The 15,577-nt window shown below is 36.3% G+C and carries 22 protein-coding genes and 2 pseudogenes; 6 read left to right on the top strand and 18 right to left on the bottom strand.

Annotated features, from left to right (window positions below; translation table 11 throughout):
- Positions 1 to 66 precede the first annotated feature (66 nt).
- The 11 genes and pseudogenes from MKY34_RS14995 to MKY34_RS15045 all read right to left on the bottom strand — a co-directional run bounded on the left by MKY34_RS14995 (position 67) and on the right by MKY34_RS15045 (position 7,407).
- Complete coding sequence (locus MKY34_RS14995) at positions 67 to 720, bottom strand: GGDEF domain-containing protein (protein WP_342511917.1); 654 nt, start codon at positions 718 to 720, stop codon at positions 67 to 69.
- A gap of 925 nt (positions 721 to 1,645) precedes the next feature.
- Entirely contained in the window at positions 1,646 to 2,386 is a 741-nt protein-coding gene (locus tag MKY34_RS15000) for a type II CAAX endopeptidase family protein (RefSeq protein ID WP_342511919.1), read from the bottom strand.
- A gap of 257 nt (positions 2,387 to 2,643) precedes the next feature.
- The gene (locus tag MKY34_RS15005; RefSeq protein ID WP_342511921.1) at positions 2,644 to 3,144 is read right to left on the bottom strand and encodes a DUF3231 family protein; all 501 of its coding nucleotides are present in this window, start codon (positions 3,142 to 3,144) and stop codon (positions 2,644 to 2,646) included.
- Positions 3,145 to 3,239: 95 nt separating this feature from the next.
- Entirely contained in the window at positions 3,240 to 3,704 is a 465-nt protein-coding gene (locus MKY34_RS15010) for a peptidoglycan-binding protein (RefSeq protein WP_342515276.1), read from the bottom strand.
- Positions 3,705 to 3,978: 274 nt separating this feature from the next.
- On the bottom strand, positions 3,979 to 4,377 hold the full coding sequence (locus MKY34_RS15015) for a phage holin family protein (protein ID WP_342511923.1): 399 nt from the start codon (positions 4,375 to 4,377) through the stop codon (positions 3,979 to 3,981).
- A gap of 151 nt (positions 4,378 to 4,528) precedes the next feature.
- Positions 4,529 to 4,759, bottom strand: a complete 231-nt coding sequence (locus MKY34_RS15020) for a hypothetical protein (RefSeq protein WP_342511925.1) — start codon at positions 4,757 to 4,759, stop codon at positions 4,529 to 4,531.
- 114 nt (positions 4,760 to 4,873) lie between these two features.
- Positions 4,874 to 5,623: a MerR family transcriptional regulator gene (locus MKY34_RS15025; RefSeq protein WP_342511927.1), complete on the bottom strand. Its 750-nt coding sequence runs from the start codon at positions 5,621 to 5,623 to the stop codon at positions 4,874 to 4,876.
- 43 nt (positions 5,624 to 5,666) lie between these two features.
- A complete protein-coding gene (locus MKY34_RS15030; RefSeq protein WP_342511929.1) occupies positions 5,667 to 5,999 on the bottom strand; it encodes a DUF4870 domain-containing protein in 333 nt (110 codons plus the stop codon).
- Between the two features lie 448 nt (positions 6,000 to 6,447).
- A complete protein-coding gene (locus MKY34_RS15035; RefSeq protein WP_342511931.1) occupies positions 6,448 to 6,732 on the bottom strand; it encodes a hypothetical protein in 285 nt (94 codons plus the stop codon).
- Between the two features lie 147 nt (positions 6,733 to 6,879).
- Positions 6,880 to 7,215, bottom strand: a pseudogene (locus MKY34_RS15040) ((2Fe-2S)-binding protein); the annotation flags it as partial.
- A gap of 84 nt (positions 7,216 to 7,299) precedes the next feature.
- Positions 7,300 to 7,407: a DUF3953 domain-containing protein gene (locus tag MKY34_RS15045; protein WP_342511932.1), complete on the bottom strand. Its 108-nt coding sequence runs from the start codon at positions 7,405 to 7,407 to the stop codon at positions 7,300 to 7,302.
- 347 nt (positions 7,408 to 7,754) lie between these two features.
- On the opposite strand from MKY34_RS15045, the gene MKY34_RS15050 reads away from it, so the two are divergent.
- On the top strand, positions 7,755 to 8,123 hold the full coding sequence (locus MKY34_RS15050; RefSeq protein WP_342511933.1) for a DUF1413 domain-containing protein: 369 nt from the start codon (positions 7,755 to 7,757) through the stop codon (positions 8,121 to 8,123).
- Between the two features lie 256 nt (positions 8,124 to 8,379).
- Here the strand turns inward: MKY34_RS15050 and MKY34_RS15055 are convergent, their stop codons facing one another.
- The 4 genes from MKY34_RS15055 to MKY34_RS15070 form a co-directional block, all read right to left on the bottom strand.
- On the bottom strand, positions 8,380 to 8,703 hold the full coding sequence (locus MKY34_RS15055; protein ID WP_342511935.1) for a hypothetical protein: 324 nt from the start codon (positions 8,701 to 8,703) through the stop codon (positions 8,380 to 8,382).
- A gap of 208 nt (positions 8,704 to 8,911) precedes the next feature.
- Positions 8,912 to 9,847 carry an alpha/beta hydrolase gene (locus tag MKY34_RS15060; RefSeq protein ID WP_342511937.1) on the bottom strand — a complete coding sequence of 312 codons (936 nt, stop codon included), beginning with the start codon at positions 9,845 to 9,847 and terminating at the stop codon, positions 8,912 to 8,914.
- A gap of 418 nt (positions 9,848 to 10,265) precedes the next feature.
- On the bottom strand, positions 10,266 to 10,508 hold the full coding sequence (locus tag MKY34_RS15065; RefSeq protein WP_342511939.1) for a hypothetical protein: 243 nt from the start codon (positions 10,506 to 10,508) through the stop codon (positions 10,266 to 10,268).
- Positions 10,509 to 10,680: 172 nt separating this feature from the next.
- Complete coding sequence (locus MKY34_RS15070) at positions 10,681 to 10,869, bottom strand: hypothetical protein (RefSeq protein WP_342511942.1); 189 nt, start codon at positions 10,867 to 10,869, stop codon at positions 10,681 to 10,683.
- A 48-nt stretch (positions 10,870 to 10,917) separates the two neighbouring features.
- On the opposite strand from MKY34_RS15070, the gene MKY34_RS15075 reads away from it, so the two are divergent.
- A complete protein-coding gene (locus MKY34_RS15075; protein WP_342515277.1) occupies positions 10,918 to 11,250 on the top strand; it encodes a ferritin-like domain-containing protein in 333 nt (110 codons plus the stop codon).
- 151 nt (positions 11,251 to 11,401) lie between these two features.
- Here the strand turns inward: MKY34_RS15075 and MKY34_RS15080 are convergent, their stop codons facing one another.
- Together MKY34_RS15080 and MKY34_RS15085 are read right to left on the bottom strand one after the other, a co-directional pair.
- Positions 11,402 to 11,740, bottom strand: coding sequence for a hypothetical protein (locus MKY34_RS15080; RefSeq protein ID WP_342511944.1), 339 nt, complete (start codon positions 11,738 to 11,740; stop codon positions 11,402 to 11,404).
- A 97-nt stretch (positions 11,741 to 11,837) separates the two neighbouring features.
- Positions 11,838 to 12,083, bottom strand: a complete 246-nt coding sequence (locus MKY34_RS15085; RefSeq protein WP_342511946.1) for a hypothetical protein — start codon at positions 12,081 to 12,083, stop codon at positions 11,838 to 11,840.
- 189 nt (positions 12,084 to 12,272) lie between these two features.
- Here MKY34_RS15085 and MKY34_RS15090 point away from each other — a divergent pair, with 189 nt between their 5' ends.
- The 4 genes and pseudogenes from MKY34_RS15090 to MKY34_RS15105 all read left to right on the top strand — a co-directional run bounded on the left by MKY34_RS15090 (position 12,273) and on the right by MKY34_RS15105 (position 15,025).
- Complete coding sequence (locus tag MKY34_RS15090; RefSeq protein ID WP_342511947.1) at positions 12,273 to 12,464, top strand: hypothetical protein; 192 nt, start codon at positions 12,273 to 12,275, stop codon at positions 12,462 to 12,464.
- 404 nt (positions 12,465 to 12,868) lie between these two features.
- Positions 12,869 to 13,120 (top strand): annotated as a pseudogene (locus MKY34_RS15095) (hydrolase).
- 432 nt (positions 13,121 to 13,552) lie between these two features.
- A complete protein-coding gene (locus MKY34_RS15100) occupies positions 13,553 to 13,753 on the top strand; it encodes a hypothetical protein (RefSeq protein ID WP_342511949.1) in 201 nt (66 codons plus the stop codon).
- A 78-nt stretch (positions 13,754 to 13,831) separates the two neighbouring features.
- A complete protein-coding gene (locus MKY34_RS15105) occupies positions 13,832 to 15,025 on the top strand; it encodes a site-specific integrase (protein WP_342511950.1) in 1,194 nt (397 codons plus the stop codon).
- Between the two features lie 56 nt (positions 15,026 to 15,081).
- On the opposite strand, the gene MKY34_RS15110 is transcribed toward MKY34_RS15105, so the two are convergent.
- On the bottom strand, positions 15,082 to 15,522 hold the full coding sequence (locus MKY34_RS15110; RefSeq protein WP_342511951.1) for a HEAT repeat domain-containing protein: 441 nt from the start codon (positions 15,520 to 15,522) through the stop codon (positions 15,082 to 15,084).
- Positions 15,523 to 15,577: the final 55 nt, after the last annotated feature.

The raw sequence follows: 15,577 nt of genomic DNA on the forward strand, positions 1-15,577 counted from the left end.
GTTTTAGCGTGTTCATGCAGGTGTTTTTCTTGATACATATTTAAATCTATAAAAACAAGGGATCATTCACTCTACTTCTTTCAATATAGAAGGTTTTCTTTCTACCTTCTCCTTATACATTAAATAATCTGCTTGCCGTACTAACTCTTGAAAGCTTTCCCCATCATCGGGATAAGTAGAATAGCCAATAGATGCTTTTAATGATAGTAAGCCATCAAAATCGCCTTTCTCAACCTTCTTCTTAAAATCTTGTATATAATTCGCATTAATATTCGACATAAGGATTACAAATTCATCCCCACCCCATCGCGCTACTAAATCATTCTTCCCTGCGGATTCAGTGATTTTATTGGCAATATGTATTAGTGCTTGATCTCCTATATGGTGTCCATACGTATCATTGATGTCCTTGAAATTATCCAAATCCACCATAACAATTCCCAACTTCTTGTTTTCTTTTTTACATGTTAGCACCATTTTGAGGAAATTCTGTTCAATCGTTCGACGATTATATGTATCAGTTAATGGATCTTTTTCGGAAAAATATTTGGCTCGATCGAATTGCTTGCCACACCACCAAGCAATTGTTAAAAAGATGATGGTTAAAATAAAAAAGGTCATTTCGAAGGGAAGTTCTAAATAATAATGGTAATATATATATCTACAAATGTTGAACAGCGCCACTACACCTATCGCAAATACCCTACCTGTATAGTTCATGTTATCCACCTATCTCTTTAATTGTAATAGGTATAATACGCCAGTTACAGATGAAAATCAATGAGATAACACCATCCATACTGCCATTCCATCATAAAAGCCTTGAATGTAAAACAACTTTGCATTGTTTTACATTCAAGGCTTATTTATTACTTTTTCTTTTCCGTCTTCCAAGCGTTTTCAAGCCATTGATCAAAGTCTTCGCCCTTATCACCTTCGTACGTATCATAATAATTTTGCGTTTCGTATAAATGTTTTGGAGGTTTATAAATGTAATAATATCAACAACTAACAAGAGTGACGGTTACACCGAGACATTTAACGAAATTCGCCAAAGGTCGTATGCGGTTGTGTAATTGGGGGACTATACTGGGGGGACATCCGGGGATACAAAAATAAGTTGACAGGAGCATGATAAATAAATATGAACGACCACCCTCTCGATCGAGTTGGTAGTCGTTTTTTCATACATCATCATTTCAATTCGAACTTATTTTTAGACTTACATACAGTACAAAGTACGTCGACGTGGGTTGATTCACTAACCATAACATCTACCAATTCAAGCATTCCGTGTATGCAATAAAAACAAGGAATTGTTCGAATCTCTTCTCTTATGTATTTCATTAGTTCGCTTCTGGAATAATTCACGATAGCCCCTCCTATAGTCATAATACTCCAACTAGGAATGAAGCCCTTTTAAATTAGCTCGTAAATTAATGACAGAAATAACTAATCTATATTAGGACTGGCCAGACACTCATTATAGTTTTACTTTTGCCCGAAGAAAAAAAGAGTGGCGAGATTGCCACCCCTAAATATTTTCTTATTCAATAATCGCGTCCGATAATTGGATAGGATTTTTGGAATTCACGTAGTATGCTGCTTAAATACTTCAACGATAACCTCTCTTTTTTGTCCATCATTATGAAAGACCAAACAAACGCAGAAGACCAATAAATGCTAGTGCACCAATTGTTAAAACGGTATTATTAAAAGCATGAATTAAAAGCACATGCCATATATTGCGTGTCCATAAATAAATAATGTTCAAAAATAATCCTGCAAACATAAAGGGAATTGTTCCAATGACACTACCAAAATTATAATAATGGATTAAACCGAATATAATTGAATTAAGAATTAAAATACAGATTTTTCTATAAATGCTTCCTTGAAAGACTTTACCGAGAAGTGTATATCGAAATACGATATCTTCAATAAGTGCTGTTGCAATGGGCCCCAAAACTATGTAAAACAACACAGCAAACATCCCAGGACTAGCAGTTAAAGGATCAATTAAAGATGGCATATCTGTTTCTGAGCTATTTCCATGCACAGGAAGGAAGGAACGAACAGAACTAATTACAATTTGGAGAACAACAGCACCAACAATAACTAGCGCTATCGAGCGTTTCCAAGCCTGTTTAAACTTATTCCAATGTTGACGAAGCATTTTGCCATAAACAATGATAAGAAAAACAAACATCATAAGACGCAAACTTGTATCAATTATTGCAGGCAATAAACTATTCGTTGAAAAATACTGCATAGTTAAACCAACAATAAAAATTAGTGGAACTAACAATAAGGCAAAATAATCTTTTTTCGCCCACCTGTTATCCAAAAAATTTTCGGCAGAAACTAGTTTTGAGAATTGATTCATTAAAGTTTACATCTCCCAACGCTTGATTTTAATTAATGATATACTCCATAATGCCCCGTTTGTTGAAAAAGAACAAGCTACTCTCAAAATTTGTTTAACCTTTTTTGATAAAGTAGTTTTCCTGTCGACAATTCCAGTTTAAAGTTACCTTCATCCTATGTGTATATTTAGGATTTCGCAAGGGCAAATAAAAAAGGCAACAATCCAATTAAGGATGCGTCGCCTTTCGCATGTTCGTAATTGTAAGTAAAAAAAAATCAGCTATTTGTTTGAAGAGGAGGTGGTATAACCCAACCTTTTTCTTTATTTAATTTCAAAAGTTTGCCGCCAAGCATTGCTCTTTCTACATGAAACCTACCAAACATGATTGCAATATCTTCTCGTAGACACTGCCCCATTACTTGGCTACATGACACAAGTCCTTGACCGATATTTATGGAAATAGCACCACTAATCTCCGGGTCCATGAAGCGAGCCCCTGCAGGGATATCGTTAGCGTTCGCCTTTGGACGTTCGGGCAAGGTCGGTGGCAAAGTAATACCGTTTGCTTTTAATAACTTGCCAACTTCTTTTGATTCAGATTTCATCATCTGAATCAATTCCTTCAAAATATCAATTAAATCTTCATCTTCCGCATGATTTATAAACGCTTCATAGCCACTTACCAAACCATTATTCGCTCCGATAAACGCCCAAACTCCAATCACTTCTCCATAATGCATTGGTTCATCTTTAGGATTTCCACTTAATATTCCCATGTAAACACTCCTTTTGATTTCACAATAATGTGTCATGCGTATTATGGGTAATCGAAAACTTTCTATACAATAATGTTCCTTGTCAGATTTACGGATTACTTAGCTGTACGATTTACATAAGCAATTGAATAGCTGATTAAATCTGCATCTGTGTAGCTGTCTAACTTCGATAGATGCGATTCTTTAAAAATTCCTGCTGCAACTGCTTTTTTAATTAACTGTTTCGCCTCTACTCGGCCTGTGTCGTTTAATAATAGTGGCATTTTGGTATCCTCCTTTGGTGGTGTTACCGCTACTGGTGGTGCGGGCTTAGTAGCCAATTCAAGTGCCGCCATCGTTGCAGGTCCAGCTGAGCCGTCCACAGTTAAACTGTTAGCCTTTTGAAACGCCTTAATCGCATTAGTCGTTGCTGGACCATAAAGCCCATCGACATCTAATTTATAGCCGATTCGGTTTAACAATTGCTGCAACTCTTTAACGCTGTCACTTGCAGGGGCTTTCCAAGATGTCTTAATCTCAAAATGTGGACGATCAATATTCTTCGGCCAATCTCCCCCCAGCTGATGCCGAGCTTGCGCGCAATCGCACCTGCATTATTTAATGTGGCCACATCGTACAAATTGGCCGGTGGGCTCACGGCAATATCCCAAGCAAGTCCGCTTTTATGGTTACTGTTTAATGTCCACGTGACAATCTTGCCAGGACTTGGCTACGGTATGTTTCTGTGATAAATATATTACCCCCCCGCTTCAGCACACTCGCTCAAAAAGAGACGGCACGCTTGCTGTGCTACAGGATGTAATGCGTTGATGTCACGATTAGATGTAGTTACGCTCACGACTTGCCACCTCGCCTGTCAAAAACCGATTTTAAAAAGTCGATAAATGAATCCATCGTTTTGTCATCCTCAGCCAGTTTAAAATGATTCAACACCGAATTAATTTCACTTGCTAGATATCCCAGGAACAATACATACAACGCACTAATACCCAACGGCTCCGGCATTAAGAGCGCTACTGGAATTGCGTAAACGAGCAGGATGAACATCAACAGCTTACGAGCAATGCCAAAGATGGCTTTTGCGCTGGAAAACTTAACATTGGGGTTAAACTTGGCGTTAAGCCACCCAATTGTAAAATCTAAAATATTCGCACCCATAATGAGCGCTAGAATGTAAATCAATTTCGAGTTATCCGATTCTAAGTAGCTATTTAACCAGTCAATCATTTGCATATATCTCACCCTTCGAATTAATTTTAGGTATTAAAAAAGAGCACCCAATGGGCACTCTCTGCTTAAATATTTAATTCTTTGCTACGACGCATAATGGTCCAGATGTGCAACAAGTTAAACTAAAGCATCCGTTTGTTGAAGAAGTGCAAATTTATTTTTCAGGCATAGAAAACGTTACAGAACTACCTTTGCCCTTTTCAATCTTCATAGATATTTGATTAATGATTTCTAATGCTCTTTCGTTTGATTCGTACTTGCCTAAAGCTTTACTCCATTCATTAAAAAGACTTCTACCCACAACACCTTCTATAAATCTCCCTTTCACAGTAACTTCTTTTACATTCATCAAACTATTTTTATTTTGTGTAACAACCCATAACATAGATCCATACACTCCTTTTAGTAATGTTCAACTAACCTTCCTGTTAGTGGAAAAACAAAATCTATCTTCATCGTGCCAGATTGTATAATCATAGAAACATAGCAGCGATAATGATTAGTTGCTTTTTTGATAATAATCCATTGCCTCTTTTAAAAACTCCTGCTCCTTTTCTGTAAAAGGATTTGGAAATGAAAAAGGTTCTACTGATGGTATCTTTTCCGCAATCAGATCCATATTCCCTTTCATGGTTTCATTCATAAGCAATATGAGCGATTCAATTGTTTCTTGAGATTCCTTAGAAAATGGGATAGCACCGGTAAAAGTTAAATGTTTGATGTCGGATAAAGCTTTCGTCCATTTTCTATCTAAATCGATTTCCTCAGATTTATTTACAGTAAATAAATCATCTGTAATCTCTTTAGAAAAGTGGTCTTCAAACCACTTTTTTGTATCTTCTTCAAACATTAATTTTTGAAGCATAGCACAAAACACATTGATATTGATGATTTCCTCATCCTCTATTGTTTCAATGAGATGGTTTACATCAGATAAAATATTAATGATTTCAAGCTGCTTCGCCTCAAACAACTGTTTTTGATAATGTAAAGACTTCAATACTGTTGCACCCTTGACAGAGTTTTGTTGAAGCATGTTTTTAATATCTTTTAGTGAAAAACCGAGAAACTGCAAGGATTTAATGTTTTGAAGGATCGATAAATCCTCATTGGAGTAGAGTCGATGCCCCCCCTCTGTATAATCACTTGGTTTGAGCAAGTCTAAACTGTCATAATATCGAAGGGTCCTAATGCTGACACCAGACTTTTGCATGAATTCGCCAATCGAAAATATACCTTTTCCCGACATATATCTCCTCACCCCTTGTTATTATTCAATCTGGATTCTACCTTCAGACTTTAAAATAGCGAATTACAGGATAAGAAAACTTTTTTCCCTTTAACGTATAAAAGACTGCAAGTAAAATTAATATCGTTTCAAGGAAAATAAGCCCATAAGCCAAAACAGATACTTTACTCCATTTTAGGGAAATTACATTTAAGATCAAAAAGACAGGGAAAAAAGTAAAGTGGAGATTCATCCCCTCTTTTGCATGATCTTCGAAATACTTATTTCTTTTCTTCGCCCCTAAGTATACCAATATTGGTAAAACGAAAGTAAGCAATAATGAGAATAGGTGCATCAAGCTTGCCATTATCCTATTTACCAAACTCTCTCTTTCCATAGCATTGACCTCCAATAGCATTATAATTAGTACAAATTGAATTATAAAAGGTGACGCAACTGGAGATTCAAGAGCTAAATTTAATTTTATTCATTCAATCAATTAATAAATGGTCTTATAATGTAATTTGTACTGTAATCGATGTGGAATTGTTAATACGTCTGATATCATTTCCAATGTTTCATTTGTTCTTCCTAACAATGCAAGCTCAAACTTTTTTAACACCTGTTATTTCAATGATCTTTTCAATGGATTCATTCAACCGATATCCAATTTGATATTGCGTTCCTGTCAATGAGACCCTAGCGATTCTACTATCACCTTCAGGAACAGAAGTAATATCCATACCTCTTTGAAGACATTCTGCCCCCTTAAACAAGAAAATAGAGCCGTCTAAGCAGCTCCAATCTTCAAGTAAAGCACTCGTTAGTTTAATAAGCACGCACTCTCAATTATCTTTTCTATTTAGACTGAATAACACATTGATAATGTAATCAATAACAGCGCCATAGATTAACCACAAGAAAAAGTGCACCAAAAAACCCGGGAAAAGGATTTTAAAATGTTCATTATCATACAGAAAACCATGACTGTTAAGCACTCCAAATATTCCTGCTAACAAGGGATCGAAAGCAAATACTATGTCTTTAACTGGGTTCCATAACAATTCAAATATATAGTGAATAATCGCCATTGCAGGCAGCCAAAAGGAAAAACGTTTTAACAGCGACATGAATTTCCTCCCCCCTCAATTACTGAACAAAGTTAAACATAACTCTTTAACAAACCTGCTCCTTTAGTTGAACAAGAAAAAAGAACCGTCAAAGCAGCTCCGATCTTCAAGTAAAGCACCTCGTTAGTAAAAAATATATTGTTTTATTTAAAGACTTTTTATATATTTCGTAATGTTCCCCATACAGCAACTACCTTGAGGATTATTTACCTCACACCCGCATCTGTCCGCTTTTACATTTTCTCGAATATGTTCTAAAGGTTTAGGAGAAAGTTCCTGTTCTTCATATTCTTTAATTTTTTCTTTTGTCCAACCAAAGCAATAGCAAACTGGTACAGTGGGAGAATTATCTTCTTGATGTACAGATACCTTTACTTCTGAATTAAGGTACATTTTTTTCTCTGTATCAAAATAGATAACATCACAATCTCTCGTTGAACAAAAGTAATGTGTCAAATTTGGATTTAAAGAATCTAAAACTGAATGAAGAAATGAATATAAAATGGTCCGGATGTACAACAAAAAGCCAACTAAGTGTTGATTTAACTTGTTAAACTAAAGCACCCGCTAGTTTAATAAGAAAGCTTGCACAGAAACGTAAAAAACAAAAATGGAAACAATAATACAGCTAATACCCGTTTTCTTCCGCGCTTCCTTGATTTCGGCTATGCCCATAACATTGCCCCCATAAAAAACATCATATATGGCATTACTTCGTGGTTACCAGATATCAAGCTATACCCCGCTAAAACAAAAACAATGATGGGTCATACAATTCTAAGCATTTTTAGCAATATGTTCACTCCCTGTCGCTCAAAATTACATTTACTAAACAATTTGGCCCGATTGTTGAACATGTGAAAATATTATTCTTCAAGTATACAGTAAATGAACATAATGATCCGAATACGTAATTACACGAATGCGTCAATTCTAGGTAATCTTAATTATATGCTTGACAAATATTCCTTACATACTATGATTATACATAGTATGTAAGGACATGATAAGGAGAGTTTTATATGCCGCAAATTGCTATTCGAGTCACAGACGAAATTTACAAGGTATTAAATGATCTTGCAGAAGAAAGTAACCTTACTGTAACTGATTACTTATTAGCCAATTCTATCAAGGGGTATCTTGCAAACTCACTTACTGTAGGAGAAATTCTTGATCGCTTATCTTTTATAAAGAAAGATGAATTGTTTACTATACCTAGTTTATTCTCTCACGATGAGTGGGAAAAATTCACGTCAGGAAGTTGTATTTCTGCAGGCAGGTTATTTCGTCAAGCTTTAAATAAAAACAGCCATGACCTTCAAAAAAGTGTGGAATTCCAAAAGAAAAATTCTGCAAATCTTGCGATATATAAAAAATTGACGGATGATTAAAATATAAAGGGAATTAATCTCCCCTTTTTTTTGTAATCGTTTTTAGTTACTCACCATCAACCAAAAATCCAAGCCCGCTATCATCAAGTTCACCCGATGAGGATGCTCTCTAATTTCAGACCATAAAAAATAACGCTAGCTTATGCTGCCCCTATCAGACAGCTGTTCTTTCGACTTACTGCTTGTCCTAGTATTCTTTTGATCTATCCCGCTTTTCAGAGACTGTGAGTGCCCTTCCTCGACTAATCCCACCTCCTCAACGAATAATTTTCCGTACCATGAATTTCGGTTTATTCGACATAACCTGACTGCGCTTGCGTGTATCCCAATCAAGATCCCAACCGTGCATCGCTTCGTTTTCGGAATTCCAAATTGATTTCTCGTAGTTTTCTAAAGCGACTTCTTTTATCGAATTCCACATTTGGGTTAGTTGCTCTACAAACGGCCCAAGCCATTCCGCCATCCCTGTAACCCCGACTACAACGTCGTCAATCATTCTTGAAACTTCATCTATTGACATCTGATGACGTTGCGCAAGTTCTGCCTTTAATTCATCCAACCGCTCTTGATTGATTTCCATATTACTCCTCCTTTTGATAAATAAAAAAGGACACCGAAAACAGCCGTTAAGCTGAATCAGTGTCCCTGGTTGTTCCAGTAGACTTATTTAGTAATGCATACCCTTTCGTAGTCTCGCGTTTGCACCAACCAGGTATGAAAACCGTTGATATACTGCCATTTAAAGCTTGGTAAATTACAGACGTTACAGAAATCAATAGCCAGTAAAACTAATTCTGCTTTATGATACTTATCAAAGTCTGATTAAACTTGACTGACTCTTCCCACTGGGGAAAATGACTTGAATTTTCGAACCAAATGAGTTTTTTTGTCGTTTTAATTGTGTGATAGTAATCCTCTACCAATGCTGAAGAAACATGCCTATCATGACGCCCCTCAAAAAACGTAATAGGGACATCGAAACTCTTGTATTCACTAAAATCAATTCCCATGAGCTCTTGCCACAAATATTTTATTGATTGTAGACTCCCTTTTTCACGATTAATTAAATCTTTAAATGTATACTTTGATGAAAAAATGAAATCCCTTACCAGTTGGTTATAATTGCTTTTTCCATATAAAGAATATCTGTATCGAACCACTAATTTAGTAACAAATAATAAATCGTTTAACCAATCTTTTTGAGTCAATGAAAGGTCAATATTTTTCAATCGTTGAATAAGCTTTTTTTCATTTCGTTCTTGACTTTCTTTCAGAACAAAATCATATTGACACTTCAATCCTTTTTTCATGTTAACCACTTGACCACATCCAAAATAACTATGTACTAGTTGAGGATATTTTTTAATGAAAATTAAGCCTAGGACACTTCCCCACGAGTGCCCTAAAAGGTAAACTTTTTCTTGTTTAAACGTTTCTAACAAATAATGAATTAAACTGTATAGATCTTCTATATAAGTTTCAATAGATATTTGTTCCTCTTTCGAAAAAGTATAGTAAGATTTCCCAGCCCCTCTTTGTTCCCAGACTACAATATTAAACTTTTTTCCAAGTTCTGAGTTATATTTATAAATCAGTGGTAAAGCAGCATCACCTGGACCACCATGCAAATACACTAAAAGAGGGAAATTGTTATCTTCACCAAAAATAGAAATAAATTGTTTTGAAGAGCCTATTTTTATATAGTTTGACAGTTGAGTTTTCATTTTCTTCTCCTACCTTACTATCGTTTTTGTGATTCAAGATAACATCTTTATATTTGTGACTCTTCACCAAAATGTGTACTTGACTGTATATTTCGTTACAGGTGGATGCATTCAGTGACCCTGAACTATATTTATTGTATCATTTTCCCCATTTTATTTTCTTGACATATTATTTTTTAATAGAGAACTTGAGAATTGAACGACTAAGCAACAATCACGAGCCCTATCACCTTCACTCCACTTCAATCGATTAATGTCGATAACGTGTTGATTCATGATAATCATCAGAAATCCATCACGGTAAATCATAGTGTTTCCTATATCATTCATATATTCCCCCACCTACCTCTTAGTATAACTCACTTCATAATGCGAAGGCTTCTTATCCTGCCAAGGACGGGAGGAATCCCGTCTTTTTTTATTGTTCGACACTTCTTTTCTCGAACTTATATTCTGAAATTTTATAATCAATAAATACACCTATGAATCCAATAGGTATTCCGCCTGCGGATATTGAAAGTAAGATAATAAAAAGATTTATCCCTTCTGTTTTCCAGTACAGAATAGTGAAGACTAAGGCGATTCCTATTGCCGTAAATATTGCTGTAAAATAATAAGTTATTTGGTTATTTTCTTCCTCTCTCTTCGATCGCCCATTCATGGCAAACCCTCATTTCTTGAAACGATAATTTGTTTTTATTATTTACCTATCCTTATCGTTTCAATCGACTCAGGCATGTTACCTGTATTCCCCATTATTTATATCATCCAGTTCAATATTCCGGTTACAAAACATCCGAAAGCGTAGTGACCACAAGTCCAACAAACTTTCTTCATACGCTGCACCTAATAGCCTTCAAAATCTTTTCATTATCAGCAACACAAGCCTTCTTGAACGTTATGAGGTTATCGAACAAAAACGGTTCAAACGTCAGCGCGAAGAAATCACAATATCGAATAACATCTTCAATCTCCATTTTGATCATGCCGCTTTCTAGCCCATCAATTCGGTATTTCGGCATCCTCAACACCCCTGCCAAATCATTAGTACTCATCCCCTCGCTTTTGCGATCAAACAGCTTCTCCAACAAATTCAGCGAGACCATAAACAACATGCAATATTGATAGCCGAGAGAATACAAAATCTTGATGGCATCCCCGTTGATGATGTAGGTATGATGGGAAGTGTTGCTGAATTCATGAACAAGATAAAAGGTTCAACCACAGACCCCAATGCCATTTTGAAAGATGCGCTTCTCGGCGAACATAGGGGTATTGAAAAATCTAAAGAGGTTCTTAATGGCGACCTTGACCCCGAGAGCTTAGATCTTGTTGAAGGTATTTTGAATCACGATCAAAAACACGTTGATTTATTAGACAAACTTATTGTTCAAAAGGGGTAGTTACGTATAATACGTATACTGCCAATTACCTCCACGTTTATCGACCACCCCGTTTGTTTACACTATCCCTACACCAAAAGGTGACTGTGGAAAGACTGCTGATCGACTACAATCGGCAGTCTTTGGCCGTCATTTGGTCGTTAAATGTATATCACTCAAATCTATTAATAAGATTTTCAAGACCACCCAAAGTCAAGCTATCAACGATTTTGTGAGCCTTTTTACGTGCGTCACCCAAGTCCTTGTTATATCTAACATTTGCTTCAAATGACTCTTTCGACAGCCACAAAATATAAGTGTCTCCAAACCCATCGCCTTTGACATTGTGAGTTCGCTGTTCAAGTCGTCGCCTTAGACAAGAGTGTTCTTTAGTATCTTTGTTGTATTTGACTAATTTATCTGCTGAAACTGCATCAGCACTTGATTTGTTAACTTCTACAACTTCAAATTCATCAATTTCTCGATCGTTATTTTTATTTCTAAAGAACATTGTTCTTGTTTCAATCCAAACACGTTGCCCTACTTCTAATGGATTCTTTTTTGACTACTTCTCCGCTCTTTTCTACTACGCTTAATGGTCGAATGCATCAGTAGCTCTCGCTGTATTCACCGCAATCACACATCGCATATCCATCATCTGTAAACTCGCCACATTTATCGCATTGCTTTTCGATTTTCCAACCTTCAAATTTGTATTGTGGTTTGGAAATATAGATTTTATTGCACCGGTTGCACGACACTTCATCTTCTTCGCCTTCTGTCCAAAAGGATTGATGATCTTCAACTGCGTGATTGCAATATGGACATGTCTGGGCATCCAATATTTCAGACAAAACTTCCTCTCCTTTCGTTAGTTCGCTTTTTGGTCGAATTGTGTAATACTCCTGAAATAAAAGGATAATAAATTACAACTCGATAACAAATTGGTAACATTTTACTTATAATGTATACTAAATTCTTCTTTAATGAGACAATTCCAGTGCAACAATTTAATTATTCACGCCACAAATTGGAGGTGACTCATGTTCGTAATCGTACGAAACAACGATGGAGCTATAGAGACCTTGAAAGACTCCAGCAGCCAATCTGACAAAACATTTGCTGATTTCCACACTGCCGACTTATTAAAACAACAACTAAATCAAAACATATTTCCTTCCAAGCATTGGTCTGTTTCTGAAAAAGTCGCAATAAGTAGTTCAACAAGTGGTTAGATACATAGCGTGATTCTTGGATGTTTATTGATCTAATCATCCGCCAATACTATCCCTACACCAAAAGGTGACTGTGATAAGACTGCTGATTGAGTTGTAATCAGCGGTCTTTTCTTGTGTGCTTTTATTTTCACTCAAGACGAGAACAATGCATTTATTTAATTACTTATTTCATTACCGCCCTCTAATTGAGTCGATTTTAAAGATATTCAAAATCACTCTCCACGGTTGTCCAACCTCCGTTCGTTCCGAATTCATATGTTATGAATGCAAGGCTAAAAAAACTAGAAAGGAGGTCATGAAAATGAGTAAATGTGGTAAATGTTGCGCATGCGTGAAACGCCCTAGATGTGTTAAACCCGGTGTATGTGAGGATCGTCATCACCATCATCAGTGTCATTAATATGAGCAGAATACATCCTGATAAAGTTGTCAATCGTTGTAAAGGTTGCGCTTGTGATTAATTAAGACGATTACAAACGCAGACTGAAGTTGATGTTTTCTTATCAGGTGGACAGGTGTTAGAAGATGTTGTTTTTGTTTCCTTTGACCGGAATAATTGTTGTGCATTCTTCAGAGTTCCAACAACTGAACCTGGTTCAACGCTTATCGGAGACTGCCTAGAGATCCAAGCGATTCGATTAGAAGAAGACTGAGTGATAAGGGGTCTCTTTTTTTATGGAAGAGACCTTCTTCAAAATGTGTAAATAACCAAGTTAATCCACATCCAGTTTCTTGGCTAGGTTTATCTCACATTGTTTTAAATAACGGTCAACAATTAAATATATCTAGCAACGATATTTTGTCAGGAAGAGACTACGATTCTGATTTCTATGGGAAAGTAAAAAAAGAGCAATTTATCGGAGTTCCCTTTGAAGGAAAACCGGAAGATATCAAAAGCATTAAAATAATCGTAGGTAGTAGTCTTGACCCCTCTTCTTTTATCACAATCACAAAAGAAAGAGAATTGACATATGAATTCGATTATCAGGGAAGATAATGGATTTTAACCTAGAACTGAAAGCGCCCTACCCAGGGCTTTTCTTTTAACCCAAGGAGCAACACACGTTTCGAATGGAGGTGTTAAGATGAATAATGTTGTTAATTTCCCTGATAAACAAAAAGCTAACAAATTGCCTAGCAATTTAATAAAAGTTGATACAACTAAAAAAGTCCGCATCCCTATCCTATCTAGGATGTACGAGCTTGACGGCGAATTGTACTATGAACTGCAAGGCGACCCCACTCCTCGTAAATGGAAGGATTACAGTCATTTGAATTTTAATTAAAGTAATACCCTAGAAGGAGGTGATGCAAATATCTATCCCCCACCGTGCGCCTGTCAACGCTAAAGGGAGATAAATATAATGGTAGAAACTACAAAAGAAAAAAACAAAAAGCCGAAGAAGAACTACACTAGCAAAGAACCTGAAGTATTTTGGTATCTGAATGCTAAAGGAGAAAAAATGTGGGGTTTTAGACATCGATATTATGATGCACTTGGTAATCGTCGCGAAAAACCGAAGCAAGGATTGGTGTCGGAGAACATCGCTATCAGAGAACTACTCAAAGTCAAAACAGACCTAATCAACGGGAATGTCAAACGTGTTGATAATACGAATATAACTGTTTCAGAATGGGTAGATATCTGGTATGAAGAAAACGAGAGGAATTGGGCTGTTTCAAATCGAGATCGTCGGAAAGCTATTATCAAAGATCAAATAAAGCCACACTTGGGAAAATATAAACTTTCGAATTTGGATAGGTTGACCTATATTACCAAGTATATTAATGTCCTTTTGGATAGTTATTCAGTTTCAAGTGTGGAAAACTATCATAATATTTTCCGAATCGCAGTTAATGCAGCTGTAGAAAATGAGATAATTGAACGAAATCGCTTTACGAGGATCCCAATAGCAAGCGCAGATGATGATGAAGAAGTTCTAGGAAATTTCCTTTCACCAAAACAATTAAAAGAATTCCTTGCAATCGCAAAAGAAAAATTGAATATAACAAGATATACAGGAATATTTCTGTCGGCATACACTGGATTGCGACGAGGTGAAGCGCAGGGGTTAAAATGGAAGGATATAGACTTCGAAAATAAAAAATTGACCGAGGATAGAACGCGATATAAATTTGGTACCCGTGCACCAAAAACAAAAAACAGTCGAAGAACTATCGTTATAAGCGATTTGCTTATCAACCAATTAAAATTATATCGAAAACGGTGGTTGGAACTTAAACTATCTAATGGCTCAGCTGTATCCGATGATGATTATATATTGATAACTTCAACAGCTACCCTTGTAGATGACAAGTTTTTCAATTATGCCATCGATTCTATCGTAAAGGGGACGGAACTTAAGAGGATAACCCCGCATGGTTTACGTCACACTCACGCAACTATACTGCTGACGAGTAAAGATAGAACTCCCGTTGCAGTAATTGCCAGGCGATTAGGAAATACACCCGAAACGATTAACAGAGTTTATGGGCATGTAATTGAAGAAGCTGAACAAGAATCTGTAGTATCATTCGATGATGCGATAAATCATTAAAAAAACAGTTGATTGGGGGAGGTTTTGGGGGCAGTTGCCCCCAACCACCCTTAACACTACTTCCTCTTTGCCGTCTTCCAAGCGTTTTCAAGCCATTGATCAAAGTCTTCGCCCTTATCACCTTCGTACGTATCATATAGATCTAAACGCATGTTTTTCAGTTTTTCTTTAAACGCTTCGTACGTATGATCCGCCGGTAGACTTTTCTTAACTCTGAACAACACTTTATTCGTATCTTTAATCAGTTCGAATTTGTTACGTGGTGGTAATTGAACCTTTTCGCCAAAATTGCTTAACTTTTGAAAAGCAGCTTCTTGCACTTTATAGACTGCATCGTTATGCATACGATGCAATAAAACATCGATTGTCCGTTCATGCTTCCACTTGCCCAATTCTTCGATGGCAGCTAAACGCTCGCGCCAATTCGAATTGCGATTAATCGATTTTCTGAGTTCTTCGTAATTTGGTGGTAATTCATGTTGTATATTGTTCGTCAACTGGTCCAATCTCCTTCTGTCCATCCATCAAAATTGCCTTAAAGATTTATTGTAC

Origin of the sequence: Sporosarcina sp. FSL K6-1522, from assembly GCF_038622445.1 — a bacterium.
Classification (GTDB): Bacteria; Bacillota; Bacilli; order Bacillales_A; family Planococcaceae; genus Sporosarcina.